The organism is Methylocystis sp. SC2, from assembly GCF_000304315.1.
GTDB lineage: Bacteria > Pseudomonadota > Alphaproteobacteria > Rhizobiales > Beijerinckiaceae > Methylocystis.
Genome location: NC_018485.1, coordinates 510,257 through 535,322 on the forward strand (window position 1 = coordinate 510,257; position 25,066 = coordinate 535,322).

25 protein-coding genes are annotated in these 25,066 nt (G+C 64.1%); 7 read left to right on the forward strand and 18 right to left on the reverse strand.

Annotated elements, in window-relative coordinates:
- Nucleotides 1-31 precede the first annotated feature (31 nt).
- From BN69_RS02420 to glyA, 8 genes are all read right to left on the reverse strand, one after another.
- Nucleotides 32-2,212 (reverse strand): sodium-translocating pyrophosphatase, encoded by a 2,181-nt coding sequence (locus BN69_RS02420; protein ID WP_041927101.1) that lies wholly within the window; start codon nt 2,210-2,212, stop codon nt 32-34.
- 186 nt (nt 2,213-2,398) lie between these two features.
- Nucleotides 2,399-3,349 carry a thiamine-phosphate kinase gene (thiL, locus tag BN69_RS02425; protein ID WP_014889952.1) on the reverse strand — a complete coding sequence of 317 codons (951 nt, stop codon included), beginning with the start codon at nt 3,347-3,349 and terminating at the stop codon, nt 2,399-2,401.
- A gap of 107 nt (nt 3,350-3,456) precedes the next feature.
- Nucleotides 3,457-3,909, reverse strand: coding sequence for a transcription antitermination factor NusB (nusB, locus tag BN69_RS02430; RefSeq protein WP_014889953.1), 453 nt, complete (start codon nt 3,907-3,909; stop codon nt 3,457-3,459).
- The gene (gene ribH / locus BN69_RS02435; RefSeq protein ID WP_014889954.1) at nt 3,906-4,388 is read right to left on the reverse strand and encodes a 6,7-dimethyl-8-ribityllumazine synthase; all 483 of its coding nucleotides are present in this window, start codon (nt 4,386-4,388) and stop codon (nt 3,906-3,908) included. The genes nusB and ribH overlap by 4 nt, the downstream gene beginning before the upstream one ends.
- A 224-nt stretch (nt 4,389-4,612) precedes the next feature.
- Entirely contained in the window at nt 4,613-5,215 is a 603-nt protein-coding gene (locus BN69_RS02440) for a riboflavin synthase (protein ID WP_014889955.1), read from the reverse strand.
- Nucleotides 5,215-6,345 carry a bifunctional diaminohydroxyphosphoribosylaminopyrimidine deaminase/5-amino-6-(5-phosphoribosylamino)uracil reductase RibD gene (ribD, locus tag BN69_RS02445; RefSeq protein ID WP_014889956.1) on the reverse strand — a complete coding sequence of 377 codons (1,131 nt, stop codon included), beginning with the start codon at nt 6,343-6,345 and terminating at the stop codon, nt 5,215-5,217. Before ribD ends, BN69_RS02440 begins: the two co-directional genes overlap by 1 nt.
- On the reverse strand, nt 6,342-6,842 hold the full coding sequence (gene nrdR / locus BN69_RS02450; RefSeq protein WP_014889957.1) for a transcriptional regulator NrdR: 501 nt from the start codon (nt 6,840-6,842) through the stop codon (nt 6,342-6,344). Before nrdR ends, ribD begins: the two co-directional genes overlap by 4 nt.
- A 166-nt stretch (nt 6,843-7,008) precedes the next feature.
- Nucleotides 7,009-8,283 carry a serine hydroxymethyltransferase gene (glyA, locus tag BN69_RS02455; RefSeq protein WP_014889958.1) on the reverse strand — a complete coding sequence of 425 codons (1,275 nt, stop codon included), beginning with the start codon at nt 8,281-8,283 and terminating at the stop codon, nt 7,009-7,011.
- 372 nt (nt 8,284-8,655) lie between these two features.
- Here glyA and BN69_RS02460 point away from each other — a divergent pair, with 372 nt between their 5' ends.
- The 3 genes from BN69_RS02460 to BN69_RS19365 all read left to right on the forward strand — a co-directional run bounded on the left by BN69_RS02460 (nt 8,656) and on the right by BN69_RS19365 (nt 10,143).
- Nucleotides 8,656-9,264 (forward strand): hypothetical protein, encoded by a 609-nt coding sequence (locus BN69_RS02460; RefSeq protein WP_014889959.1) that lies wholly within the window; start codon nt 8,656-8,658, stop codon nt 9,262-9,264.
- Between the two features lie 11 nt (nt 9,265-9,275).
- Nucleotides 9,276-9,923 carry a TetR/AcrR family transcriptional regulator gene (locus tag BN69_RS02465; RefSeq protein WP_014889960.1) on the forward strand — a complete coding sequence of 216 codons (648 nt, stop codon included), beginning with the start codon at nt 9,276-9,278 and terminating at the stop codon, nt 9,921-9,923.
- A gap of 76 nt (nt 9,924-9,999) precedes the next feature.
- The gene (locus BN69_RS19365; RefSeq protein WP_158491289.1) at nt 10,000-10,143 is read left to right on the forward strand and encodes a hypothetical protein; all 144 of its coding nucleotides are present in this window, start codon (nt 10,000-10,002) and stop codon (nt 10,141-10,143) included.
- A gap of 222 nt (nt 10,144-10,365) precedes the next feature.
- On the opposite strand, the gene BN69_RS18330 is transcribed toward BN69_RS19365, so the two are convergent.
- Nucleotides 10,366-10,878, reverse strand: coding sequence for an SH3 domain-containing protein (locus tag BN69_RS18330; RefSeq protein ID WP_158491290.1), 513 nt, complete (start codon nt 10,876-10,878; stop codon nt 10,366-10,368).
- Nucleotides 10,879-11,308: 430 nt separating this feature from the next.
- Here BN69_RS18330 and BN69_RS02475 point away from each other — a divergent pair, with 430 nt between their 5' ends.
- Nucleotides 11,309-12,142, forward strand: a complete 834-nt coding sequence (locus BN69_RS02475; protein WP_014889962.1) for an intradiol ring-cleavage dioxygenase — start codon at nt 11,309-11,311, stop codon at nt 12,140-12,142.
- 155 nt (nt 12,143-12,297) lie between these two features.
- Nucleotides 12,298-12,438: a hypothetical protein gene (locus BN69_RS19370; protein WP_158491291.1), complete on the forward strand. Its 141-nt coding sequence runs from the start codon at nt 12,298-12,300 to the stop codon at nt 12,436-12,438.
- Here the strand turns inward: BN69_RS19370 and BN69_RS19695 are convergent.
- Both BN69_RS19695 and BN69_RS02485 read right to left on the reverse strand, forming a co-directional pair.
- Entirely contained in the window at nt 12,425-12,871 is a 447-nt protein-coding gene (locus BN69_RS19695) for a DJ-1/PfpI family protein (RefSeq protein WP_014889963.1), read from the reverse strand. The genes BN69_RS19370 and BN69_RS19695 overlap by 14 nt on opposite strands.
- A 322-nt stretch (nt 12,872-13,193) precedes the next feature.
- A complete protein-coding gene (locus BN69_RS02485) occupies nt 13,194-14,777 on the reverse strand; it encodes a peptide chain release factor 3 (RefSeq protein WP_014889964.1) in 1,584 nt (527 codons plus the stop codon).
- A gap of 261 nt (nt 14,778-15,038) precedes the next feature.
- Between BN69_RS02485 and BN69_RS02490 the strand changes: the two genes are divergently transcribed.
- Together BN69_RS02490 and BN69_RS02495 are read left to right on the forward strand one after the other, a co-directional pair.
- Complete coding sequence (locus BN69_RS02490; RefSeq protein WP_148277003.1) at nt 15,039-16,832, forward strand: family 1 glycosylhydrolase; 1,794 nt, start codon at nt 15,039-15,041, stop codon at nt 16,830-16,832.
- 49 nt (nt 16,833-16,881) lie between these two features.
- A complete protein-coding gene (locus BN69_RS02495) occupies nt 16,882-17,358 on the forward strand; it encodes a hypothetical protein (RefSeq protein WP_148277004.1) in 477 nt (158 codons plus the stop codon).
- Nucleotides 17,359-17,394: 36 nt separating this feature from the next.
- Here BN69_RS02495 and BN69_RS02500 read toward each other — a convergent pair whose 3' ends face one another.
- The 7 genes from BN69_RS02500 to BN69_RS02530 all read right to left on the reverse strand — a co-directional run bounded on the left by BN69_RS02500 (nt 17,395) and on the right by BN69_RS02530 (nt 24,908).
- Complete coding sequence (locus BN69_RS02500; RefSeq protein ID WP_014889967.1) at nt 17,395-17,985, reverse strand: DUF3501 family protein; 591 nt, start codon at nt 17,983-17,985, stop codon at nt 17,395-17,397.
- 151 nt (nt 17,986-18,136) lie between these two features.
- Complete coding sequence (locus tag BN69_RS02505; RefSeq protein WP_014889968.1) at nt 18,137-19,483, reverse strand: heterodisulfide reductase-related iron-sulfur binding cluster; 1,347 nt, start codon at nt 19,481-19,483, stop codon at nt 18,137-18,139.
- 151 nt (nt 19,484-19,634) lie between these two features.
- On the reverse strand, nt 19,635-20,054 hold the full coding sequence (locus BN69_RS02510) for a rubrerythrin family protein (protein ID WP_014889969.1): 420 nt from the start codon (nt 20,052-20,054) through the stop codon (nt 19,635-19,637).
- Between the two features lie 156 nt (nt 20,055-20,210).
- Nucleotides 20,211-21,221: a methyltransferase gene (locus BN69_RS02515; RefSeq protein WP_014889970.1), complete on the reverse strand. Its 1,011-nt coding sequence runs from the start codon at nt 21,219-21,221 to the stop codon at nt 20,211-20,213.
- A 42-nt stretch (nt 21,222-21,263) separates the two neighbouring features.
- Nucleotides 21,264-22,664: a ribosome biogenesis GTPase Der gene (der, locus tag BN69_RS02520; protein WP_014889971.1), complete on the reverse strand. Its 1,401-nt coding sequence runs from the start codon at nt 22,662-22,664 to the stop codon at nt 21,264-21,266.
- Between the two features lie 37 nt (nt 22,665-22,701).
- Nucleotides 22,702-23,487 (reverse strand): tetratricopeptide repeat protein, encoded by a 786-nt coding sequence (locus BN69_RS02525; protein WP_014889972.1) that lies wholly within the window; start codon nt 23,485-23,487, stop codon nt 22,702-22,704.
- Nucleotides 23,488-23,573: 86 nt separating this feature from the next.
- The gene (locus BN69_RS02530) at nt 23,574-24,908 is read right to left on the reverse strand and encodes a PQQ-dependent sugar dehydrogenase (protein ID WP_014889973.1); all 1,335 of its coding nucleotides are present in this window, start codon (nt 24,906-24,908) and stop codon (nt 23,574-23,576) included.
- Between the last annotated feature and the right edge of the window lie 158 nt (nt 24,909-25,066).

The following is a 25,066-nucleotide window of genomic DNA, read 5'->3' on the forward strand; positions in this document are numbered from 1 at the left end:
TGCGTGTTCGTCGCTGCCGCGCCGTTCAGCCTCAGTGCGCCAGGATCGCCAGCATCAGCAGCGCCACGATATTGGTGATCTTGATCGCCGGATTCACGGCGGGGCCGGCGGTGTCCTTATAGGGGTCGCCGACCGTGTCGCCGGTCACCGCCGCCTTATGGGCCTCTGAGCCCTTCTCATGCTTGACGCCATCCTTGTCGATAAAGCCGTCTTCGAAGGATTTCTTCGCATTGTCCCAGGCGCCGCCGCCCGATGTCATCGAAATGGCGACGAACAGCCCATTGACGATGACGCCCAGCAGCAACGCGCCCAGCGCCGCGAAGGCGTTGGCCTTGCCGCCGAGGATCCAGGCGACGACGAAGGCGACGATCGGCGCCAGCACCGGCAGCAGCGAGGGCACGATCATTTCCTTGATCGCCGCCTGCGTCAGCATGTCGACGGCGCGGCCGTAATCCGGCCGGTCCGTGCCCGCCATGATGCCGGGCTTTTCCTTGAACTGCCGGCGCACCTCGACGACCACCGAGCCGGCGGCGCGGCCGACCGCCGTCATGGCGATGCCGCCGAAGAGATAGGGAATGAGGCCGCCGAAGAGAAGGCCGGCGACGACGTAAGGGTTCGACAGGTCGAAATCCACCTTCGTGACGCCCTTAAAGAACGGCACGCCGTCATCGATGAAATGCTTCAGATCGTTCGTATAGGCGGCGAAGAGCACCAGCGCGCCGAGGCCCGCCGAGCCGATGGCGTAGCCCTTGGTGACCGCTTTCGTGGTGTTGCCCACGGCGTCGAGCGCGTCGGTGTTGCGACGCACCTCTTTCGGCAGGCCCGCCATTTCAGCGATGCCGCCGGCGTTGTCGGTGACGGGGCCGAAGGCGTCGAGCGCCACGACCATGCCGGCGAGGCCGAGCATCGTCGTCACCGCGATCGCCGTGCCATAGAGGCCGCCGAGCTCATAGGTGAGGATGATGCCGAGCACGATGACGAGCGCCGGGGCCGCCGTCGATTCAAGCGATACGGCGAGGCCCTGGATGACATTGGTGCCGTGGCCGGTCACCGACGCCTGAGCGATCGACACCACCGGACGCTTGCCGGTGCCGGTGTAATATTCGGTGATGTAGACGATGGCGCCCGTGACGATCAGGCCCAGCACCCCGGAGAGGAACAGGCCGTAGCCGTGAATGGCTTCGCCATTCGCCTTGCCGATCTCGCCCCAGCCGACGGTAAAGGTCGTCGCCAGGAAGAGCCCGCCGACCGACAGCGCGCCCGCGGCGATGAGGCCCTTGTAAAGCGCGCCCATGATGGAGTCGTCGATGCCGAGCTGCTTGAAATAGGGCGCGGCGAATTTGCCCCATGCGGTGTCGTCGTCGCCCATCTTCACGAAATAGGTGCCGGCAATCGAGGTGAGGATCGACAGGCCGCCGATCGCGAGCGGATAGATCATCGCCGACGACAGTCCTTCCTGACCGGCGAAGAAGATCGAGGCGAGCACCATGGTGGCCACGACCGTCACCGCATAGGTCTCGAAGAGGTCGGCCGCCATGCCGGCGCAGTCGCCGACATTGTCGCCGACATTGTCGGCGATCGTGGCGGGATTGCGTGGGTCGTCCTCGGGAATGCCGGCCTCGACCTTGCCGACGAGGTCGGCGCCGACGTCAGCGCCCTTGGTGAAGATGCCGCCGCCAAGACGGGCGAAAATCGAGATCAGCGACCCGCCAAAGCCGAGCGCCACGAGCGCGTCGACGACAGTGCGATCCGAGAGCGCATAGCCGAGGAACCAGGTCAGGATCGCGTAATAGACGGCGACGCCAAGCAGCGCGAGGCCGGCGACAAGAAGTCCGGTGACCGCGCCGGCCTTGAAGGCGATGTCGAGGCCGCCGGCGAGCGATTTCGTCGCCGCCTGCGCCGTGCGGACATTGGCGCGCACCGAGACGTTCATGCCGATATAGCCGGCCGCGCCGGAGAGCACCGCGCCGAGCAGGAAGCCGAAGGCCACCGCCCAACCGAGCAGAATGACGAGGATGACGAAGATCACGCCGCCAACCATGGCGATGGTTCTGTATTGGCGATTGAGATAGGCCTGCGCGCCCTCGGCCACGGCGCCCGAAATCTCCTGCATTCGGGCCGACCCCGGATCCGCCGCCAGCAATTCCTGCGAGGTCTTCACGCCGTAGACGATAGACATCAATCCGAAGACGATGGTTAGAAACAGAACCATTTTGGCTTCGCCTTTTCGTTCTTCGACCCCGAATTGGCCGAATTGGTCGCGTCGCCGCGAACGGAGTCGCGCAACAAAAAAAGGAGCAGCGGCCCCGCCGAGCGAATCGGGCGGGGACAGCAGCTTTCCAGCGGGCTTTCTGCCAGAAACGTGGCCGCGCGGCAATGCTGCGCGACGCCGTATTCTTCAGAAGTGTTGGAAGGACAATTTTTTGAAAGAAACCGGCTTTTTGTGAGCGTCGCGCCAAACCGGCGGGGCGCTTCCCGCTACAAATTCGCCGATCCGACAGGCGGGCGCGGCAGGCGGCGCCCGGCATGCTGCGGCGATGAGGATTTCATAGTCGTCGCCGCCGGTTATCGCCGTTTCGAATAAGGCGGGATCGATGCCGATGGCCTCCCGCGCGGCCTTCGACAATGGCGCGGAGGCGAGGTCGACGACCGCGCTCACGCCGGACGCGCGGCAAAGCTTGGCGAGGTCGCCCGCGAGTCCGTCGGAAATGTCCATGGCGGCGCTGGCGTTGGCGCAAAGCCACGCCGAAAGATCGACGCGCGGCTGCGGCAGCAGATAGCGCCCGATCAGATAGTCGCGCGCCTCATCGGACAGTCGTCGCGCCAGCGCCGGGTCGCGGCGCAGCGCAAGACCCAGCGCCGCGTCGCCGATCGGTCCCGAGACGAAGATGGCGTCTCCAGGCTTCGCGCCGGTGCGGGGCACGAAACGCGGCGCGCGCCCGAGCGCCGTAATCGAAATGGTCAGCGGACCTGGCGTCGCCCCCGTGTCCCCGCCGATGAGCGGCGCGCCATAGGCGCGGGCGTCCTCGGCGAGCCCGGCGGCGAAAGCGTCGAGCCAGTCGTTGGTCCAGTCGGCGGGCAATGCGAGGCCCAACAAAAAGCCGATCGGCTCGGCGCCCTTGGCGGCGAGATCGGAGAGATTGACGCGCAGCGCCTTCTTGGCGATCAGCGCCGGCGCGTCGTCTGCAAAAAAATGCACCCCGGCGACGATCATGTCGGTGGTGACGACGAGCGGCGCGCTTTGCGGAGGGAGAAGCGCGGCGTCGTCCTTCAGCCCCAGCGCCGCCGCGCCCGCGATCGGCGCGAAGATGCGGGCGATGATGTCGTCTTCGCTATAGCGTTGCGGCATGCGGAAGCCTTCCACTGCCCGCGAAGCGGGGTCGGGTGAGGGCCCTCATCCGTCGTCACTTCGTGACGACACCTTCTCCCGCAAGCGGGAGAAGGAAGAAACAAATTCTAACTCAGCTCCTCGGCGCGCTCCTCATGCGCGATCCTGTCGAGCACGGCGTTCACCATCCCCGACTCGGTCGGTCCGAAAAAGGCGCCGGCGACGTCGACATATTCCTTGATAACGACGCGCGCCGGAACGTCCTTGCGCGAGCGCAGCTCATAGGCGCCGGCGCGCAGGGCGGCGCGCATGACCGACTCCAACCGCGACAGCGGCCAGCCGCCGGACAGCGCGCGATCGATCTGCCGGTCGATGGCGACCTGATCGGTGAGCACGCCTTGCAGCACGTCGCGAAAAAAAGCGGGGTCCGCCGGCTTATATTGCGCGCCTTCGATCTCGCGCCCGATCCAGTGAGACTCGAACTCGGCGAAAATCTCGTTGAGTCCTTTGCCGGCGACTTCCATTTGATACAGCGCCTGCACGATCGCCAGACGCGACGCCGAGCGTTGATCGACGCTCATACGACGCCCCGTTTGAGGCGCACGAGCGCGAGCGCCGCGCGCGCGGCGTCGGCGCCCTTGTCGCCCTGCTTGGGATCGGCGCGCACGATCGCCTGCGCCTCATTCTCGACAGTGAGCACGCCATTGCCGAGCGGCAGGCGGCGCGAGACGGAAAGATTCATCAGCGCCCGCGTGCTTTCATTGGCGACAAGTTCGAAATGATAGGTCTCGCCGCGGATGACGCAGCCGAGCGCAACGACTCCATCATATGGCGCGCCGGCAAGCTCCGCATCGTCCAGCGCGATCGCGGCCGCTGTGGCGATTTCCAGCGCGCCGGGGACTTCGATCACCGTCGCCTGCGCCTGCAGCGCGCGCAACGCGTCAAGCGCGCCGTTACGCAGCATCGCGACAATGTGGGCGTTGAACTTCGTCGTGACGACGAGAATGCGCGCGCCGGGAACGGGCGCAGAGTCAGCGTCGTCGGGTGCAAAACCAGCCATGGGGACTCCAGGAATGCGTGCAACCCTCTCCCATCGGGAGAGGTCAGGGCGGTCGGGTGAAGGGCTTCCTCATCCTGAGCAGCGTGCGCAGCACGCGTCTCGAAGGACGAGGAAGCCCTCCACCCGATCGCCTGCGGTCCTTCCTCTGCCAAAGGGAGAGGGTTGTCGCGCCCTTCTTTGTTCGGTGCGCCTTATCTCACAGCGCGCTGCGCCTGTCAGCTACGCTAACCCGCTACGCTCAATCTTGCCGCATAGCGCGCCATCAGATCGACTTCGATATTGAGCGCATCCCCTGCTCTGCGTCCGCCGAGCGTCGTAACGCTCAGCGTATGCGGAATGAGCAGCACGGAGAAGCGATTCTCTTCGACCTCATTCACCGTCAGCGACACGCCGTCGAGCGCGACCGAGCCCTTCTTGGCGATGAAGCGCGACAGTTCTCGTGGCGCCTCTATCCAGAATTTCGACATGTCATCGAAGTCTTCGCGCGACAAAACTTTCGCGATCCCGTCGACATGACCGGTGACGATATGGCCGCCAAGTTCGTCGCCGATCTTCAAGGCGCGTTCGAGATTGATGCTGGTTCCTACAACCCATGTTCCGACTGTGGTCACCGCAAGCGTTTCGGCGGCGGCGTCGACGTCAAAAATCGTTCGCGCGCCTTCACGCGCGACGGCGACGACCGTCAGGCACACGCCCGAGCAGGCGATCGAGGCGCCTAGCGCGATGCCGTCGGCATCGTATGAACATGCGATGCGCAGGCGGCGCAATTCGCCGCGCGGCGCGATCGAAACCACTTGGCCCACATCGGTGACGATGCCGGTGAACATCAGTCGACCCGCGCGTAACGGGTCATCGCGTCGGCGCCGAGCGCGCGCGTTTCGATCAAACGGTAACGCGAGTCGTCTTCGAGCGCGGCGCGCGCCGCCGGAGTCAGCGCCGGGCGCCCTGCCCGCCCCAAGGGTTTGACGGCCGTGTGCAGAATCACTTCATCGGCAAGCTCGGCGGCGAGCAGGCTTTCGGCGACGCGCGGTCCGCCTTCGCTGAAGACGCGGGTGACGCCGCGATCGGCGAGAAGTCTGAGCGCGCTCATCAGATCGATGACGCCGTCCCGCGTCGCGACGCGGACGACCTCCGCGCCAGTGGCGTCTTCAAACGCTTTGGCCGCTTCATCGGCGACGGCCGCTCCGGCGATCACGAGCAGCGGCGTTTCGCGCGCCGTCGACGCCAGGCGCGATCGCGGCGAGAGCGACAGTTTCTCGTCGAGGACAAGACGAAGCGGCTTATATTGTTGCATCCCCGGCAGGCGCACGGTCATCAGCGGATCGTCGTCGCGCGCCGTGCCGGCGCCGATCATGATCGCGTCATGCAGCGATCGCTGCACATGGGTGAAGGCGTCGGCGACAGGTCCGGTGATATGGAGGCGCGGATCATGCGCGGCGCCGGCGGCGTAGCCGTCAGCCGTCCGCGCGAGCTTGAGCGTAATCATCGGGCGGCGACGGGTGACACGCAAAATATGCCCAAGATGATCGGCGCGCGCAGCGGCGGCGCCGGGACCGACGAGGACTTCAATTCCGGCGTTGCGCAGCCGCGCATGGCCGTCGCCGGAGACGCGCGGGTCGGGGTCCTCCAGCGCGGTGACGACGCGGGCGACGCCGCCGGCGATGATCGAGTCGACGCAAGGCGGCGTCGCCCCATGATGCGCGCAGGGCTCCAGCGTCACGTAAAGCGTTGCGCCGCGCGCCGCCTCGCCCGCCGCGGCCATGGCGATCGCCTCGGCGTGCGGGCGCCCGCCGGGCGCGGTCCAGCCGCGCGCGATGACGACCCCGTCGCGCACGAGCAGCGCGCCGACCGCCGGATTGGGCGCGGCGCGGCCCAGATTGCGCCGCCCAAGCGCCAACGCCGCCGCCATATAGGCGTCGTCGGTCGCAGTCTGGGGAAAGGCTTCGCGGATCGTCATGCCTTCTCGGAGTCGTCGGCGTCCGCTGCAAGAGCCGCGCCGTCGCCGCCGCTCTCCAATTCATCGATCACCGCGGAGAAGTCGCGGACCTCGCGAAAATCTCGATAGACCGAAGCGAAGCGCACAAAGGCGACGGCGTCGAGCGAACGCAGGCCTTCGATGACCAATTCGCCGATGCGCTGGCTTTCCACTTCGACTTCGCCCAGGCTCTCGAGTTGGCGCACGATGCCGGAAATCATCTGCTCGACGCGTTCCGGCTCGACCGGGCGCTTGCGCAAAGCGATCTCGACCGAACGGGTCAGCTTGTCGCGATCGAAGGGCGCGCGCTTGCCCGACTTCTTCACGACGATGATTTCGCGCAGCTGCACGCGCTCGAACGTCGTGAAGCGGCCGCCGCAGGTCGGGCAGACGCGGCGCCGGCGTATGCAGGACGAATCCTCGGCAGGACGCGAGTCCTTCACCTGCGTGTCGGCGGAGCCGCAATAGGGACAGCGCATCAGTCGTCCTTCGAGCTGCGCGCGATACCCTCCCCTCGAGGGGGAGGGTCGAGCCCGCGCAGCGGGGTCGGGGTGGGGCGACAAACCAACTCGACTCGGGTTTCACCCCCTCCCGGTCGCCTCCGGCGACCGACCTCCCCCCTCAAGGGGGAGGTGGCGCGCCCGATCAATAGATCGGGAACTTCGCGGTGAGCGCGTGAACCTTATCCTTCACCGCCGCTTCCGTCGCGGCGTTGCCTTCTTCGCCCTTCGAGGAGAGGCCGTCGAGCACTTCGACGATCATCCGCCCGACCTCTTTGAACTCGTTCTGGCCGAAGCCGCGCGACGTCGCCGCCGGCGAGCCGAGACGAATGCCCGAAGTGACGAAGGGCTTTTCCGGATCGAAGGGAATGCCGTTCTTGTTGCAGGTGATATGCGCGCGGCCGAGCGCGGCTTCCGCCGCCTTGCCGGTGATCTTCTTGGGGCGCAGATCGACGAGCATCAGATGGTTGTCGGTGCCGCCCGAAACGATCGCGAGGCCGGCGTCGACCAGCGTCTGCGCGAGCGTCTGCGCATTGTCCTTGACCTGCTGCTGATACGTCTTGAACTGCGGGGTCAGCGCCTCGCCGAAGGCCACCGCCTTGCCGGCGATGACATGCATCAGCGGGCCCCCCTGCAGGCCAGGGAACACCGCTGAGTTGATCTTCTTGGCGAGGTCCTCGTCATTGGTCAGCACCATGCCGCCGCGCGGGCCGCGCAGCGTCTTATGCGTCGTGGTGGTGACGATATGGGCGTGCGGGAACGGCGACGGATGCAGTCCCGCGGCGACGAGGCCGGCGAAATGCGCCATGTCCACCATGAAATAGGCGCCCACGCTGTCGGCGATCTTGCGGAAGCCTTCGAAGTCCCAGATTCGCGAATAGCCGGAGCCGCCGGCGATGATCATCTTCGGCTTGTGCTCCTTGGCGAGCGCGGCGACCTGCTCCATGTCGATGCGCTGATCGTCCTTGCGCACCGTATAGCTCACCGGCTTGAACCAGCGGCCCGAGACGTTGACCGGCGAGCCATGCGTCAGATGACCGCCGGCGGCGAGGTCGAGGCCCATGAAGACGTCGCCCGGCTGCAGCAGCGCGAGGAACACCGACTGATTGGCCTGGGAGCCGGAGTTGGGCTGCACATTGGCGAAGCCGCAGTCGAACAGCTTCTTGGCGCGGTCAATCGCAAGATTCTCGGCGATGTCGACGAATTGGCAGCCGCCGTAATAGCGCTTTCCCGGATAGCCCTCGGCGTATTTGTTGGTGAGAACCGAGCCCTGAGCCTCCAGCACCGCCTTGGAGACAATGTTCTCCGAGGCGATCAGTTCGATCTCGTGCCTCTGGCGGCCGAGTTCGAGTTCGATCGCCTTCGCGATTTCCGGATCGGAAGCGCTGAGGGAGGCGGTGAAGAAACCGGATTGGCTCATTGGAATGGACCTCTATGCCGAACGGCGCTGAACGAAAACAAAAACCGGCTCCCGGTCTTAATCGGCGAAGCCGGTCCTTAGGACGCGCATCGTGAGACGCGTCGCTTATCACGGCGAGGCCGCGACGGGAAGAGCGGCAGATCGGCACGGTCTGAGGCGAAGCCAAGTCTCGCTCTGGCTAAGGAGCGGCGTTTGGTTCGGGAGGCGTTTGACCGGCCGTGCTTCGCTTGCCAGCGTCTTCGTTTCCTCAAGCGCCAAAATGACGCATGTCGCCCTCGACCGATGGGCGAAAAACTGCGTCACCAACGCGCCATATTTTCGCTTGAAACGCGCGTTTGAATTTCAATCAGTCGTTTGAAACGGAGGTTCGTCATGAGCCATCATCTGGAGACAAAATTTGCCGCGCTCGGCGCCAAGTCACGCCGGCTGCTCGTCGACGCCGCGGTCTGTTTCGTCGCGACCTGGCTCATCGCGTTCCTGCCTCCGCAATGGAAGAATGTCGAAGCGCTGAAGGAAATCGTTTTCACGACCGACCCGGTGAGCGGCAAAATCATCGACCGGATCGAATCCGCGGAGACGGAGCGCCCATCCGTCGAGTTGAAAAACGCTTCGCCGGCGCCGGCGCTCTTCGCCGTCTATCCGCAGGAGCGCATCTCGGATTGGTCGAACGACGCCGCCGCTGAAAAGACGGAGACGATCACCGTCAGGTCGATGAAAGTCGTCGCCCAGCGCAAGTCGTCTCCGGAAAAGAGGCCCGCTGTCGAGTCGACGCCGCTGGCGCCCCCGACCGCCAACGCCGAGCCGCCCGCCTCTCACGGGTCAGTGGGCGAGAACGCGGAGCAAGCGGAACGGAGTCTGTTGGCCAAGCTCGACCCAATTGGGCTCTCATCCAAATTGGCGCCGCTGGGCCGCAAAGCCTGGAATAGCGCGGCCTCGCTCGGCGGCGCAGTGTCGAGCCTCGTCAACATCTATCCTTTTTGAGGATCATCGCTTTGCATAATCTGGATCAGGCGCGCGTCGCCTCTCGCTCGACGGAGACGACGCGCGCCGCGCTCATCAAGGCGGCGACGTCGGTCTTCGCGGAATATGGGTATGACGGCGGCTCGGTGCGGCTCATCACCCAAAGGGCCATGGCCAATCAGGCGGCCGTCAATTACCACTTTGGCGGCAAGGACGGACTTTATCGCGAAGTGCTGGTCGCTGCGACGCTGGCCTTCGAAGAGAATGCGTTCCTGGACCCCGAAGAACTCGATGCGCTTTCGCCTGAGGACGCGCTCCGGCGCTATCTGCATCAATTTCTGCTGCCGCTCGTCAAGCGCGATCGCGTCAGCCGCTTTCTGCGCATCTTCGCTTGGGAAAGCGTCCAGCCGAGCGAAGTCTTCAGCGCCTTCATCGCGCATTCGCCGCCCCGCATCTTCCGTTTGGCGGAACGGGTCATACGGCGCTTTCTGCCGCGCGACGCCTCTGCGGAGACCGTCACCTTCGCGATGCTGTGGCTCGCGCAACAACCCATGTTCTTCGTGCGTGAAGCGGAGCGGCTGGCGCAACCGCCCTTCTCGCTCAAATTCGACGAAGACGCGCTCGAGCGGCTCGTTGAGACGCTCGCGGGCTTAAGCCTGCGCGGCCTCGCCGCAGTCTGAACCGTCACCACGTGGCCGCCGACATGGCCGCCGACATGGCCGCGCCAGCTAGTGCGCGCGCTTTAGGGAAAAAAACATGACCGCTCTGCTGCACAGCAACTATTTTTCCGCAGTTCTGACGGAGACCCAAAAGGCCCTGGAGTTCACCGCGAACGCGCTCATTCTCGCCGCGACCGTGGCGCTCATCGGCGCATTCTTCGCGTTGATCAGGGGCGCTTGAGCCCCTGCGCTGCGACGCAAGATCGCCGCCGCAGCGCGCCTTTACAGCAAGCCATAAGGCGTTTGCGACGCGCATGTTCTTCGGCCAGAGCGGCGCTTCCAACAGCCGTCGCGGAACATAGTGGCGGGGGTGGCGCGCGCAGGGATCAGTCCCCCCACGCACCGGTCCGATTTCGCGAAAAATCTTCCCCCTGGATGTTTGGCTAGCCCCGACAGGGCAGGCTCATTGGGCGGCGACGCCCCGCTGGAGGGATTCGGATCTGACGAAACCGGTCCTTCCGTCCAAATTAACTTTGCACCAGCCGCGGAGCCAGCCGTGAGTGCAGTGTGCAATATGCACTTGGACTGACGCCGGGATCGTCGCCACCACGGCCGAACCCGCTCCCGGCCGCTTTCTCAGTTGGACGGGGGCGCCCGTAACGACCGGCGCGACGAAAATGTGATCTCCCGACGGGGCGAGCGCGCCTTCGTGAACGAAACCCTCGATCCCCAAAGAGCTGACTTTGCACCAGTCATGCTGACCCCACCCCCTGACACAGTCCGAAACCGAGACCTCGTCCCCTGCGTGGAGTTCCCCGATCACCGGCCATTTCGGTCCTGGACCCGAGTGAACGCTCACCGCGCCGCCGAAAGGATTTGCCGAAACGCCGCCGATGGCGAAAAGCTCAACACCCAGTAAGACGACGGCCAGTAAAACTGAGAGCGCCGCGCGCATGTAATTTCTCTCCTGATACATGAGTGAGATCCACTTAAGTTCATCCCTGTCGATCAAAAGCAGGGACCACACCAGCAACGCCAAGGGCCGCATCTGCGCACCAATCCTGGCGGACAAAACGGACCCCAACCAAAGCATGCGGCTTTCTCTGGTCTCACGGAGTATTGTTGAGCCAGCGCGTTAACTGCCGAAGATCCGCGTGAAGATTGCGCCTCCGCGACCGAAAAGGCGCTCCCCATCAGAAACAGAACAGTGAAAAACGATACCCTTGCTCTATGCATGACCATCCTCCTTGAGCGTGAGCGTAAAAAAACGCCCAGTTCCCGCAAAGGTTCCACGGACCCGTTCACCCCAAACGAAAATTAGTGGATCTGTTTCGGGGGAGCGCCGTATTTTCTAAAGCTGGGCGACGTCCGCTTCGACGTAAAATGTTCAAACGACAGGCTCAGGCATGAATGACGAAAGAAGATGGCCGGATCGGCGCGACCTCTTGGGAATGATCGCCGCTTTGGCGGCCGGAGGAACCACGCGCGAGAGCTTCGCTCAGACGCCGACCGAGGACTTGGGGCCTCCCCTGCTTGGGGCGCGGGCGTGCCTTTTGACGCCGGAAGCGGTGCAGGGCCCCTATTACAACGATCCAAAACTGGTTCGCTACGACATTCGCGAGAACAAGACGGGCGTTCCGATCATGTTGCGCCTTCAGATCGTCGATGAGGCGTGCCGGCCGATCGCCGGCGCGCGAGTGGACGTCTGGCATTGCGACGCGGTGGGCCTCTATTCGAACTACCCGGGACAGGGCGACGACCGCGCGCACCCCGTCAGCACGATAGGCGAATCCTTCCTGCGCGGCTCGCAGTTCGCAGACGCCGCCGGCGTCGCGACCTTCAAGTCCATCTATCCTGGCTGGTATCCAGGACGCACGCCGCACATCCATTTCAAGACGTTCCTTAACGACGCCAACATATTGACTGGACAACTCTTCTTCCCGGACGCGCTGAGCGAATTCATCTATCGCGAGATTCGTCCCTATTCGGAGCGGACGGCCAAGCGCGACACGTTGAACAAGGATGACTTCATCGCGATTGGCGCGGGACCCGGCTCCTTCGCGAGCGTCACCGAGGAAGATCGGCGCTACCTCATCACGCTTGTCATCGGCGTCGATCCCGCCGCCCGATCAAAGGCCTCGGCGAGCATGCCCCCGGAAGGATTCGGGCCGCCGCCGTCCAGCGCGCCCCCTCTGCGCGACCCAAAGCGGGTTTCGCCGATCGTTCCGGGGATCGACTGACCCGTCAACTGTCTCGATCGCCCAGCAAACGGGGACGGGAATGCAATCGCTATCGCATAGCCGCCCTTAGTCTGCGGGGACTTGCCGGAGTCTGATCTTTAAGACTTGGCGCCTATCGTCCGTGCTCGATTATTGTCAGCGTTTGAGGAGTGATCGTGGCCATTCTGCGCAGCGAAGACTTTTTGACAGTTCTGGCCGGCGCCCAGAGAGGCCTCGAACTCACGGAAAACTTTGTCGTTTTCGCCGCGACCGCGGCGCTTGTCCTTGCTTTCTTCGCACTGATCAAAGGCGCTTGAGCTTTTTGGCCGCCGTCATGGCGGCGTCCCGCGCCGCGACAAGCTCCGCCCGCCGCGTCTCGCATAGATGTTCGACGACGGCTGGCGGCGCTCTTTCCGGCGCGCCGGCGTCGAACGGCGGCTGCGGATCATATTCGACAAGGAGCTGTAGGGTTTCGGCGCGCTCCTTGCCGCACAGCGCCGCCGTGAGCGCGAGCGCGAAATCGATGCCTGCCGTGACGCCGGCGCCGGTGACTCGCGTGCGGTCGACGACCACGCGCTGGTGGACGAACTCGGCGCCGAATAGCGGCAGCATGTCGCGCACCATCCAATAGCCGGTCGCCTTGTAGCCGTTCAGCAGTCCCGCAGCGCCAAGCAGCAGCGAGCCGGTGCACACGCTCGTCACATAGCGCGCGCGAGCCGCGATCCGCAAGAAATTCGAGCGTCGCGTCATCGATCATCGCCGCGGTCGTGCCCTTTAATCCGCCGGGAACGAAGAGAATGTCGAGGTCTTTCGGGCAGGACCTAAAATCGTGATGCGGCGCGTAGGCGACGCCGAGATCGCTCGTCACCGATTCGAGACCATTCCAGACATAAATGACGTTTGCGTCTTCGAGCCGTTGGAAGAATGTCAACGGTCCCACGAGGTCGAGATCGAACATCTTAGGGTAGATGAGAACGCCGATCTGCAACAAGCTCAGTCTCCCCGATCGTTCTCGGCCCGGACGCATCCGGCGCCGTCCGCTCGTCGCCCCCTGCCCGCATGCGCCGGCGAACTACGCCGCGCGCTTCTGATAGTCCTTCACATCCGAAAATGTGATCGCCGGATTGCGCTCGGCGTCATAGTTCAGCTGGAACGCCGACGAACTCATGAACACCGGCGCGCCGTCGAGATCGTCGGCGATGCTGGAGCCGTTCGCGTCGATGAAGCTCTTCAGCTTCGCCGGCTCGTCCGAGGCGATCCAGCGACAGACGGTGAAGCGGGGCTGCTCGTAGCGCGTCTGCAACCCATATTCCGCCTCGAGCCGCGTCGCCAGCACGTCGAGCTGCAACGCGCCGACGACGCCGACGATCGCGCCAGAGCCGTCATGCGGCGTGAAGACCTGCACGACGCCCTCTTCCGCGAGCTGCTGTAAGGCTTCGCGCAGCTTCTTCGCCTTCATGGCGTCGCCGATGAGAATGCGGCGCAGGATTTCCGGCGCGAAGCTCGGCACGCCGCGAAAGACGATCTCCTCGCCTTCGGTCAGCGTGTCGCCGATGCGCAGTTGGCCGTGATTGGGCAGGCCCACAACGTCGCCGGCGTATGCTTCGTCGGCGATCGAGCGGTCGCGCGCAAAGAAGAATTGCGGCGCATTGATCGGGATATTCTTGCCCGTGCGAATGAGCTTCGCCTTCATGCCGCGCGTCAGCCTGCCCGAGCAGACGCGCATGAAGGCGATGCGGTCGCGATGGTTGGGGTCCATATTCGCCTGGATCTTGAAGACGAAGCCGGTCATTTTCGGCTCCTGCGCCTCCACCAGACGCTTGTCGGCCTCTTGCGCACGCGGGCTTGGCGCATAGTCCGCCATCGCGTCGATCAGATCGCGAACGCCGAAATTGCGCAGCGCGCTGCCGAAGAAGACGGGGGTGAGATGGCCCTCGCGGAAAGCGGCAAGGTCGAACGGCTTGTTGCCTTCCTCGGCGAGCATCGCCTCATCGCGCCATGCATCCGCGCCGCCCGGCAGAAGCGTGTCGAAGAGCGGATCGTCAAGCCCGCTGGTTTGCAGCAGCTCGGCGTCCTCGTCGATCCGCCGCACGGTTTTCGTGGCGAAGCGGTAGGTTCCGGCGAAGCTTCTGCCCGAGCCGATGGGCCAGGTGATCGGCGTCGCGTCGAGCGCCAGAGTCTTCTCGATTTCGTCGAGGAGCTCGAAAGGATCGCGCGCCTCGCGGTCGAGCTTGTTGATGAAGGTGACGATCGGAATGTCGCGCAGCCGACAGACTTCGAACAGCTTGCGGGTGCGCGCCTCGATGCCCTTGGCGGCGTCGATCACCATCACCGCGGCGTCGACGGCGGACAGCGTGCGGTAGGTGTCTTCCGAAAAGTCCTCATGGCCCGGCGTATCCAGGAGATTGAAGACGCAGCCGCCATATTCGAAGGTCATCACCGAGGTGACGACCGAAATGCCGCGCTCGCGCTCAATGCTCATCCAGTCGGAACGGGTCTGCTGGGCGTTGCGCTTGGCCTTCACCGCGCCGGCGAGCTGAATCGCGCCGCCGAACAGCAGCAGCTTTTCGGTGAGCGTCGTCTTGCCGGCGTCGGGATGCGAGATGATCGCGAAGGTGCGTCGGCGGGAAACGGGATCGTTGGCTGGGGTATGCAAGTGGGCTCGATTTCCAAAGGAATTCACGCAGGCCTTACCGGCAAGGGACTGAGACTGCAATACCAGGCTCGTCCTGCCTCAGGCTTCGCTGAGCGTTCGAGAGTGTTCGCCGGCTCACCTTCGCCCGGAGAGCGGACGAGCCCGACCTGAACCATCGCGCGGCCGCCAGCGCCGATCATCTTCCGCAATGCCGGAACCTGACGCGTCGCGCGGGGTTGCGCTCACGGGGCGAGCTCCAGATGTCAGCTCGAGGAGCAAAGCATGATCCGCCGAGTCGCATACGGTAAGGCGGTCTTCGCCGGCATGGCGGGAGCGCTCGCCCTGGAGATCGTAGCGCGGCTACTGCTCCTGGCGGGAGCGCCAGTTTTTGACATCGTTGGCACCCTCGGCGCTCTCGCGCAGCCCTACGCCAGCGGATTGGCGTCCTGGTCGGTTGGCATGGCGCTGCATCTGACGGTCGGGGCGATCTTCGCCGCGTTCTACGCCTATTTTTTCTGGTCGACCCTGCCCCTTCGGCCCGTGTTTCAGGGCGTTGTGTTTGCGGTCTTCCCGATGGTCCTGGCGATCGTCATCATGGGCCCGCAGTTCGAGCTTATGAATCCGCTCGCCGTCAGCCGCGAACCACCCCCCTCTGGCCTCTTTGGCTTAGCTGGAGGCCTAAGCGGGCCGATCTCCATAGCGGTTGAGCATGTGATCTGGGGCGCCACGCTGGGCCTCCTCTATGTCCGGCCGGTCGGTTACCCTGCCGATAGACAGCCAGACCTCCGATCCGCGCGGCGCCGCAAAGCGACCCTTCCCGCAAACCCCGATGATCCCGCTGTGGACAGGTTCATGTTCGCAACGGGCGTCGAATGCAGCTATCCGACTCTCGGAGGCGGACGCTGGCGCATGGATGAGATGGCCGCCTGCGACCACTATCGGCACTGGCGCAAAGATCTCGAACTCGTCCGGCGATTGGGCATTCGCTATCTCCGCTATGGGCCGCCGCTGCATCTGACCAACCCGCACAGGGGGCGCTACGACTGGGATTTTCTCGACGAGGTCGCCGCCGAGATGCGGCGGCTGGGGATCGTTCCGATCATGGATCTTTGCCATTTTGGCCTGCCGAACTGGCTCGAAAACTTCCAGAATCCGGAGACGCCGCAGGCGCTCGCCGATTACGCCCGGGCTTTCGCCCGGCGTTATGACTGGGTGCGCTTTTACACGCCGGTCAATGAAATGTACGTCTGCGCGAAACTCAGCGCGCTTTTAGGATTGTGGAACGAGCAAGCGCATGACGAACATGCCTTCGTCACCGCCGTCCGTCACCTCGCCAAGGCCAATGTGCTCATGATGCGCGCCATTGCGACTGAGCGGCCCGACGCGATCTTTGTGAACAGCGAGAGCGGCGAGTTCTTTCAGTCCTGCTGTCCGGATCCGAAACTTTGCAAAATAGCCGACTTCGAGAACCAGCGGCGCTTTCTCGCTCTCGATCTGCTTTACGCCCATCCGGTGCGCGAAGACATGCGCGACTATCTCTACGAACATGGCATGCCGCCTGAGGAATACGCCTGGTTCATGCGACAGGACGTCGGGAAGCGCGCCATTCTGGGCGTCGACTATTACGAATGGAACGAGAAGCTCGTCGACTCCGAGGGCCACGTCCAGGCGCTCGGCGAATTATTCGGTTGGCATGTTATCGTGGAGCAATATTACCGTCGCTATCAGCGCCCGATGATGCATACCGAAACCAACTGTCTGGACGCGCGCGAAGCGCCGCGCTGGCTCTGGCGGCAGTGGCACAATGTGCAACTCATGCGCCGAAGCGGCGTCCCGATCGTCGGCTTCACCTGGTACTCGCTCACCGACCAGGTGGACTGGGACATCGCGCTTCGCGAGCCTCTTGGCAATGTCAATCCGGTTGGGCTTTTCGATCTCAATCGCGATCCTCGTCCCGTCGGGCAGGCCTATCGCTATCTCATCAGCCTTTTCTCTGCGGAGATGCGCGACACGCCTCCGATCGAAGCGGTCATAGACCACTGCCAACGCTCTGACGCGAGGCGGCGTCATGCTTAGCATGCTGCGTGCGCATGGACTGGACGCCGGCCCTACGCAGAGGCCCCTCTTGGCCGGTCTTTTTGCGAGCCTGCCAGCCGACATTCCGGCGATCGCTGTGTTGCATGCATTCGGCGCGCTCGACGCGTTGGCAAAAGCAGCCAACGTCTCGACCACCTTAGCGGCGCAGGCCTTTGTCGCCCTTATGCTGGTCGGCGGCCTGCTCTACGGCTGGCTGTTTCGCAGAGCCGCCAACGACCCGCGCGGCGGCTGGCTCTTCGGTCTCTCCTTCGGCTACCTGCTGTGGATGTTGGCGGCGACGCCGCTGCTGCAGTGGGTCCCAGAGCAACCGATCATGCGCGGTTATCCGGCGATGGGACTTTTCCTCGGGCTGTTGGCTTGGGGCCTGACGCTCGGCGTCGCGTTTCCGCTCATCCACAGGCGGTTTCTGCTGAGACTCGGCGAGGAGCCAGCGCAGCGCTCAGAGTCGACAGGTCCGCAAGCGGCCGCCGACCCTCATTTGAAGCGCAGTCTTTCTGGAAGGTGAGACGATCGACATTGGCGCAGAGCGCAGGTTATCGAACTAACTGAAATCCTGCGCGAGCGATGCGCGCGTCGCTTCCGACAACACGGCCATATGGCTGTAGTTGGGATGCGACAGGCCCAAAATCACGCGCGTGTTCGGCTCCCTGAACGCCGCAATCTGCGCCTCCGTAAAGGGAAAGTGCACGAATTGCACGCTGCTGGCTTTGCCTTCAGCCGTGGTGCGATCCTGATCCTGTTCGGCCTTGCCGGCGACGCGCTCGCCGCCGACTTCGATGGACGCCGTCTCCTCGACGCCGCCGAGTTGCGACAATACGCGCGCCCGCCGCAACGCGTCATCGATCTCGATCATGAAGGTCGCGACGAGTTCCTTCCCCTTGGGGATGAGCGGATTATAGGCCGCAAGCTCGTCGGCGACCTGCGCCTCGCCGCCTTTTTCGATGTGCAGCATCTCCTGCACCTGTATCCACATCGTGTCGAAATTCTCGAAGTAGAAGGTGACGTAGGGGCCGACCTCGACCCGGCGGTTGCGCTTGATCGCGGTGAGGCGCTTGCGGTGCTCGGCGCGGTCCTTGGCATATTCCGCCCAGGGGAGGATATCGGCGCGGGTCAGTTCGTGACGGCTCGTCATCTTCTTGGTGCTCCATCGACCTGCGCCCTCATGCCAAGGAGCATCCAGGGGACGCGACTCGAAGCACGAAGGCGAGGCATCCTACGCAAATTCCTTGTCCTTCGAGACGCAAGCTTCGCTCGCTCCTCAGGATGAGGGAAAAACCCGCCGTTTACGCGCCTGTAAGTCCATAAGCTCTCGCCATCAGCACGATCGGATGGCCGACGCGTTCCGGCTTCGGCGTCTCGCCGCCGAGCGTCTCGATCTCCTGTTCGATGTGCAGTCCGGCGAGCGGGCATTCGGAAACGACATGCTTCTTGTCGGCGTTCTGCAACTGCCGCGCGGCGGGCTTGCCCACCTTCATCGCGGTTTCGAAATTGCCCTTCTTATAGCCCCAGGCGCCGCCATGGCCCGAACAGCGCTCGACCACCGTGACATCGGCCTCGGGGATTAGCGCAAGCAGCTCCGCGCCTTTCTGACCAATATTCTGGGCGCGCGAATGACAGGAGACATGGAAGGCGACGCCGCCATCTAGTGGGGCCATACCCTCGGCCAGCCCCTCTTTGCCGGCGATGTCGACGACATATTCGGAAAGGTCGAAGGTCGCCTCGGCAAGACGCTTGACGCTCTCGTCCTCCGGCAGAATCAGCGGCCATTCGAATTTCAGCATGAGGGCGCAGGACGGCACCGGCGCGACAATGTCGTAGCCCTCATCGATATAGGGCGCGAAGGCCGCGGCGACCTTGCGCGCCGCCTCCGCCACTTCGTCGAGCATCCCCTGTTCGAGCTTCGGCATGCCGCAGCAGGCCGGGTGCGCGACTTTGGTCTCCACGCCGTTTCTCGCGAGCACGGCCAGCGCCGACATGCCGATCGACGTGTCGTTATAGTCGCCGTAGCAGGTGGCGTAGAGCACGGCCTTGCGCGCCTTGGCCGGCGCCGACTCGTCGCGCATCGGCGGATGCGACGCGGCCTGCGCTTCGAGCGTCTTGCTGGCGTATTTTGGCAGCTCGGCGTTGCGATCGACGCCCGCGACTTTCTCTTCGAGGCCGCGCATCATTGTGTTGTCGCGGCGCGTCGCCCAATTGGCCGCGCCTGAGATCAGCGTCGCCCATTTGCCGTTGCGGTCGGTGTCGGCAAGCGCGCGATCGACGGCGGGCACGCCGTTCTTCTTCGCTTCGACCGCGCGGTAGCGCAGGATCAGATGCGGAAAGTCGATGTTGAACTCATGTGGCGGCACATAGGGGCACTTCGACATGAAGCACATGTCGCAGAGCGTGCAGGCGTCCACGACCTGCTTGAAATCCGCGCTGGCGACAGTGTCGAGCTCGCCGCTTTTCGACTCGTCGACGAGATCGAACAGCCGCGGGAAGGAGTCGCACAGATTGAAACAGCGCCGGCATGTATGACAGATATCGAAGACCCGCCGCATTTCCGCGTCGAGTTTCGCCTCGTCGTAAAAATCCGCACTCTTCCAATCCAGCGGATGCCGGATCGGCGCCTCGAGGCTGCCTTCTCTCATGATGGTCCTGTGGTGGGAGCGCCGCACGCCCCTCTCCCGCGCGCGGGAGAGGGTGGCTTGCGAAGCAAGCCGCGGGTGAGGGCGACCCTCATCCGTCCCTTGCTACGCCAGGGCCACCTTCTCCCGCTCCGCGGGAGAAGGACTCACGCCCTTACTTCAGTTCGTCCAGGGCGCGCTGGAAGCGGCCGGCGTGCGAACGCTCAGCCTTGGCGAGCGTCTCGAACCAGTCGGCGATTTCCTCGAAGCCCTCATCGCGGGCCGAGCGCGCCATGCCGGGATACATGTCGGTATATTCGTGCGTTTCCCCGGCGACGGCCGCCTTGAGGTTATCGGCGGTCTTGCCGATGGGCAGGCCGGTTGCAGGATCGCCGACCGACTCGAGAAATTCGAGATGGCCGTGGGCGTGACCCGTCTCGCCTTCGGCGGTGGAGCGGAACACGGTGGCCACGTCATTGTAGCCCTCGACGTCGGCCTTTTGAGCGAAATAAAGATAACGGCGATTCGCCTGCGATTCGCCCGCAAAGGCGGCCTTCAAATTTTCTTCGGTCTTGCTGCCCTTGAGCATAGCCATTTTCTTGCCTCCAAGTATTCGAGTCGGCGCGGCCGTCAGGCCCGCGACGCGAGAATTAGAATAATTCAAAACTAGCTTCTGTCCAACCAAAATCCAGCGCGGCGGCGCGGGGATTCGTCGCAGGCGCCGTGGAAGCGTTCGCGCGCGCGGGCGGCTCTATTTGACGCCGACCACCATGGAATCCGGCCCCGTCAGATGCTCGACGCGACAGCTGGAGAACCCGGCTTCCTTCATCCAGCCTTCGCAGTCGGCCCCCGTGAAGTCGAAGCCGCCGTCGGTCTCGATCAGCATATTCAGGCTCATCAGCAGGCCGAAGGCGTTCTCGCGGCGATCATTGTCGATCATGGCTTCATAGACGATGAGCGCGCCGCCTTCTTGGAGGGCGTTGAAGGCCTTCCTCAACAGCAGCCGCTTTTGCTCAAGATCCCAGTCATGTAGGATGTGCCCCATGACGATGACGTCGGCCTGGGGCAGATCGTCCTTGAAAAAGTCGCCGGGATAGAACCGCAGTTGCTCCGTGAGGCCATTGGCGGCGACAAATTCCTCGAATATCGGACCGACCTGAGGGAGATCGAAGCCGCCGCCCGAAAGATGCGGATGCGCCCGCGCGATCGTGACGGGGACCATGCCCTGCGCGGCGCCGACGTCGACGAAGGTGCGATGGTTCCTCCAGGAGAATTTCTCGGCGATCGCCTGGGCGGCGCCGGCGCTCACGCCGCTCATCGCGGAGAGGAAGCCGCGCAGACGTTGCGGATCGGCGTAGAGGGCCGCGAAAAGATCGCTGGCGTCCTGATCCTCGCTCTGTCGGCGACCAGTTTTCAGCGCCTCCGACAAGCGGCCCCAGCTCTCATAGAGACGCGCATTGGCCATCTCCAGCAGCCCGCCGACATAGCTCGGCCGACCGCGCACAAGAAAAAAATCCGTCTCGGGCGTATTGGCGTAACGTCCGGCCGCGTCGCGCTCCAAAACTTTCATCGCCACGAGCGCGTCGAAAAAGTCGCGCGCGGAGCGCTTGTGTAAGCCGAGCTTCGGCGTCAACGTCGCAGGGTCGGCGGGGCCGTCGGCGAGAGCGTCGAACACGCCGAGCTCCACTGCCGAAAGCAGCGCCTTGGCGTTCCAGAACGACATGCCGAGAGCGAGAAGTTTTTCAGGAGAGGGCTTGAGCATGGCGCCACAATCTCGCGAGCGGCGTCATGACACAAGAGTCGCTCAGCCCTTGTGACGTCCTTCGAACGGGTTCTCCCCCGCCTTTTTCGAAATTCGGATCGGCACGCCCGCAAGGTCGAAGGTCTTGCGCAGACCGTTGATCAGGAAGCGCTCGTAGCTCGTCGGCAATTCGTCGAGCTGATTGCCGAACAGCACGAAATGCGGCGGCCGCGACTTGGCTTGCGTCATGTAGCGAATCTTGATGCGCCGCCCGGAAACGGCCGGCGGCGGCGTCTCCTCGATCTGCGTCAGCAGCCACCGATTGAGCCGCCCGGTGCCGATGCGCTTGTTCCAAATTTCATGAACCGCGACGATCGCCTGCATGAGCTTGTCGAGCCCCTGCCCCGTCGCGCCCGACACCGGAACCACCGGACAGCCGCGCAGCTGCGCCAGCAGGCGTTCTGCGTCTTCGCGCAGCTTGATGAGCGTAGCGCCGGGGTTCTCGACGAGGTCCCATTTGCCGAGCGCGATGACGACGGCGCGCCCTTCGCGGGCCGCGAGATCCGCGATCGAAAGATCCTGCTTCTCGAAGGGGATCGTCGAATCGACAAGCAGCACGACGACTTCCGAAAAGCGCACGGCGCGCAGCGCGTCGGCGGCCGACAGTTTTTCCAGCTTGTCGACGACGCGGGCGCGCTTGCGCAGGCCGGCCGTGTCGAAGAGCTTCATCTTCCGATCGCGCCAAACGAAATCGACAGAGATCGAATCGCGCGTGATTCCCGCTTCGGGTCCCGTCAGTAGGCGCTCCTCGCCGAGAATGCGGTTGATCAGCGTCGATTTCCCGGCGTTGGGCCGTCCAACGACCGCGATGCGCAGCGGCTTCGTGACGTCGAGGTCGCTGCCGTCCTCATCGTCGTTCCGCAGATTTTCTTCGATGGCGACGTCGTCTTCGAAAGGCTCGGCGGTCTCCTCGGGCAGCGCCTCGCGCAGCGCGTCATAGAGTTCGCCCATGCCTTCGCCATGTTCGGCGGAAAGCGGCACGGGATCGCCGAGACCGAGCGAAAAGGCGTCGTAAACGCCCGGCTCGCCGGCTTTTCCTTCCGCTTTATTGGCGATCAGGATAACCGGCTTGCCGGCGCGACGGACGAGATCGGCGAAATATTTGTCGTCGGGCGTGACCCCGGCCCGCGCGTCGATGAGAAAGAGAATGGCGTCGGCGGCGAGGATCGCGCTCTCGGTCTGGGCGCGCATCCGCCCTTCCAGGGTCGGGCCCGGGCCTTCCTCCAGCCCGGCCGTGTCGACGATGGTGAAGCGCAGATCGGCGAGCTTGGCTTCTCCCTCGCGGCGATCGCGGGTGACGCCGGGACGATCGTCGACAAGCGCCAGCTTCTTGCCGGTCAGCCGGTTGAACAGCGTCGACTTGCCGACGTTCGGACGGCCGATGATCGCGAGCGAAAAGGACATGACTCGTTTCTCGCTGCGCCGCCGCGCCCCGACGCCACTATTTCGAGGGCTTCACCTCGAACGGCGCCTCGCCGGATGATGCGGCGCCTTCCTGTTCCGGCTCGATCACCGGCGTCACCGTGACATTGCCGCCGCTCGGAGCCGCTCCGGCCCCGGCCGCCGGCGCCGCCGCCGGCTTGGGTCCGCGCTTGGCGTGCAGCAATCCCTGATAGGCCGCGGCCCGCTGGCGCATGGATTGCGGCGCGTCGCGATCGCTGATCAGAATATTGAAGTCCCTTTCGGCCTCTTCGAAATCGTCATTGGCCAGCGCGTCGAGACCGTTCCATTCTTGCGCCGAGAAGCGAAATGCGCCGTTCGACGTCATCATGGGTCCGAGCGCGCGTTCCATTTTCTGGCGGTCTCCGCTCTCGATGATGATCAGCGCGGCGCGCAGCTGAGCGACTTCCTGATTCAGTTTGTCGACGTTCTTGTCCTCGGCGATCGCCTCCAGTTCTTGGAGCGCGCGCGCTTTATCCTCGCGCAGTTCCGCAGCGCGGATGCGCGCGAGCGTCGCATAGCCTTTGGGACCGTCCTTGGCGAGCGCGTCGAAAGCTGCCGCCGCCTCTTTGGCCTTGCCTTCGCTGGCGAGCGCGACCGCGGCTTCAAAACGGGCGTTCGCCGCCTCCGCCATTTTCTGACGGTTGGTCTGGTAGTAGCTCCACGCGCCGGTCGCAGCGACGATCAGCACGGCGAAGATCAGAATCGGCGTGTGATAGCGCCGCCAAAGCTCCGCCGCCTTATCGCGCCGGACGTCTTCATCGACCTCGTGGAAAATATCGGACATGTGCGCCAGACCCTTGACTCCGCCCGAGAAAACCGGACTGACCGCAGCCGTTAGCACAGGCGGCGGCCAAATGCGAGCGAAGCCGGCTATTCCGGTTGCTTCTTGGCGGCGCGCGCCCGCCACACGACGCCGCCGACGTCGTCGGCCACCAGCAGTCCGCCGCGCTTATCGACGATGACGCCGACCGGCCTGCCCTGCGCTTCGCCGCGCTCGTTCAGAAAGCCGGTCATCACCTCTTTCGGGGCGCCGACCGGCGCGCCATTCTCGAACTTTACGAAAATGACGCGGTAGCCCGCGCGGGGACTGCGATTCCACGATCCATGCTGACCGATGATGGCGCCGTTCTGGAACGGCCCGAGGTCCGCGTCGCCGACGAAGGCGAAGCCGAGCGAAGCCGTATGCGAGCCGAGCGCGTAATCCGGCCGGATCGCCTGTTTGACGAGGGCCGGATCTTGCGGCTGCACGCGCTCGTCGACATGCTGTCCGTAGTAGCTGTAGGGCCAGCCGTAAAAGGCGCCCTCTTGGACCTTCGTCATATAGTCGGGCACGAGGTTGTCGCCAATCTCGTCGCGTTCGTTCACCGCGACCCAGAGGTCGCCCGTCGCGGGATTCCAATCCATCCCGACGGGATTGCGCAGTCCCGAAGCGAAAACCCGCGTGTCGCCGGTCGCCGGATCGATCTCCAGAATGTCGGCGCGGTTATGCTCTTCCTCCATGCCATGCTCTGCGGCGTTGGAGTTGGACCCGACGCCGACATAGAGACGCGAACCCACAGGATCCGCGACAAGGCTCTTCGTCCAGTGAAGATTGCGTCCCGCGGGCAAATCCGCGACCTTTTCGGGCGCCGCTTCGATGCGCGTATCGCCTTCCTTATATGGAAAGCGCACAAGCGAATCGGCGTTGGCGACATAAAACTGATCTCCCACCAGCGCCATGCCGAAGGGCGAATTTAGATTTTCCAGAAAGGGCTCCTTCATCTCGGCGACGCCGTCGCCGTCTGCGTCGCGCAGCAGCGTGATGCGATTGGCGCTTGGCTTATCGGACCCGGCCTGACGCATATAGAGGCCCATGAAGAAGCCGCGAACGCCGCCGCCGCCTTCGTTTTCGGATTTCGGCGGCGCATCGGTTTCCGCGACAAGAATGTCGCCGTTCGGCAATTCGTACAGCCAGCGCGGATGATCGAGCCCCGTCGCAAAAGCTTCAACGCCCAGCCCCTCGGCGGGCGTGGGCTTTCCGGCGCTTGGCCAGCCTACCGCGCGAGCGATATTCACGTAAGGAAAGGCGCCGGTCGGATGCGGCGCCGGCAGCGTCGGATTGGGTCCGTAGCCGGCGCTCTCCGGCAGTTCGGGGCCGCGATCACAGGCGGCGAGCGCGATTGCGGTCAGCGCGAATAGAAATCTCCAGAAAAACTTCGCCGCCATGGCGCCCCCCTCCTTAAACGACTCCGGCAGATGCGATAAGGCGCAGCTTCTCACGATCGACAGCCGGCGAAGAAGACAAATATGTTGTCGATGACGCCGCTAAGATGGCGCGGCGGGGACAAGTCTCAAGCCCTCGCCAGCCGACACGCGAGGCTGCA

Bases quoted from the DNA above. Each gene is read 5' to 3' on its own strand.
- glyA (WP_014889958.1), bottom strand. From the start codon at position 8,283: ATGAGCCAATCCGGTTTCTTCACCGCCTCCCTCAGCGCTTCCGATCCG.
- BN69_RS02460 (WP_014889959.1), top strand. From the start codon at position 8,656: ATGAGCCATCATCTGGAGACAAAATTTGCCGCGCTCGGCGCCAAGTCA.
- BN69_RS02505 (WP_014889968.1), bottom strand. From the start codon at position 19,483: ATGAGAGAAGGCAGCCTCGAGGCGCCGATCCGGCATCCGCTGGATTGG.
- BN69_RS19695 (WP_014889963.1), bottom strand. From the start codon at position 12,871: ATGACGCGACGCTCGAATTTCTTGCGGATCGCGGCTCGCGCGCGCTAT.
- BN69_RS18330 (WP_158491290.1), bottom strand. From the start codon at position 10,878: ATGTATCAGGAGAGAAATTACATGCGCGCGGCGCTCTCAGTTTTACTG.
- BN69_RS02530 (WP_014889973.1), bottom strand. From the start codon at position 24,908: ATGGCGGCGAAGTTTTTCTGGAGATTTCTATTCGCGCTGACCGCAATC.
- thiL (WP_014889952.1), bottom strand. From the start codon at position 3,349: ATGCCGCAACGCTATAGCGAAGACGACATCATCGCCCGCATCTTCGCG.
- BN69_RS02525 (WP_014889972.1), bottom strand. From the start codon at position 23,487: ATGTCCGATATTTTCCACGAGGTCGATGAAGACGTCCGGCGCGATAAG.
- BN69_RS02515 (WP_014889970.1), bottom strand. From the start codon at position 21,221: ATGCTCAAGCCCTCTCCTGAAAAACTTCTCGCTCTCGGCATGTCGTTC.
- nrdR (WP_014889957.1), bottom strand. From the start codon at position 6,842: ATGCGCTGTCCCTATTGCGGCTCCGCCGACACGCAGGTGAAGGACTCG.
- ribD (WP_014889956.1), bottom strand. From the start codon at position 6,345: ATGACGATCCGCGAAGCCTTTCCCCAGACTGCGACCGACGACGCCTAT.
- BN69_RS02490 (WP_148277003.1), top strand. From the start codon at position 15,039: ATGATCCGCCGAGTCGCATACGGTAAGGCGGTCTTCGCCGGCATGGCG.
- BN69_RS02500 (WP_014889967.1), bottom strand. From the start codon at position 17,985: ATGACGAGCCGTCACGAACTGACCCGCGCCGATATCCTCCCCTGGGCG.
- ribH (WP_014889954.1), bottom strand. From the start codon at position 4,388: ATGGCTGGTTTTGCACCCGACGACGCTGACTCTGCGCCCGTTCCCGGC.
- BN69_RS02510 (WP_014889969.1), bottom strand. From the start codon at position 20,054: ATGGCTATGCTCAAGGGCAGCAAGACCGAAGAAAATTTGAAGGCCGCC.
- nusB (WP_014889953.1), bottom strand. From the start codon at position 3,909: ATGAGCGTCGATCAACGCTCGGCGTCGCGTCTGGCGATCGTGCAGGCG.
- BN69_RS02475 (WP_014889962.1), top strand. From the start codon at position 11,309: ATGAATGACGAAAGAAGATGGCCGGATCGGCGCGACCTCTTGGGAATG.
- BN69_RS02420 (WP_041927101.1), bottom strand. From the start codon at position 2,212: ATGGTTCTGTTTCTAACCATCGTCTTCGGATTGATGTCTATCGTCTAC.
- der (WP_014889971.1), bottom strand. From the start codon at position 22,664: ATGTCCTTTTCGCTCGCGATCATCGGCCGTCCGAACGTCGGCAAGTCG.
- BN69_RS19365 (WP_158491289.1), top strand. From the start codon at position 10,000: ATGACCGCTCTGCTGCACAGCAACTATTTTTCCGCAGTTCTGACGGAG.
- BN69_RS02440 (WP_014889955.1), bottom strand. From the start codon at position 5,215: ATGTTCACCGGCATCGTCACCGATGTGGGCCAAGTGGTTTCGATCGCG.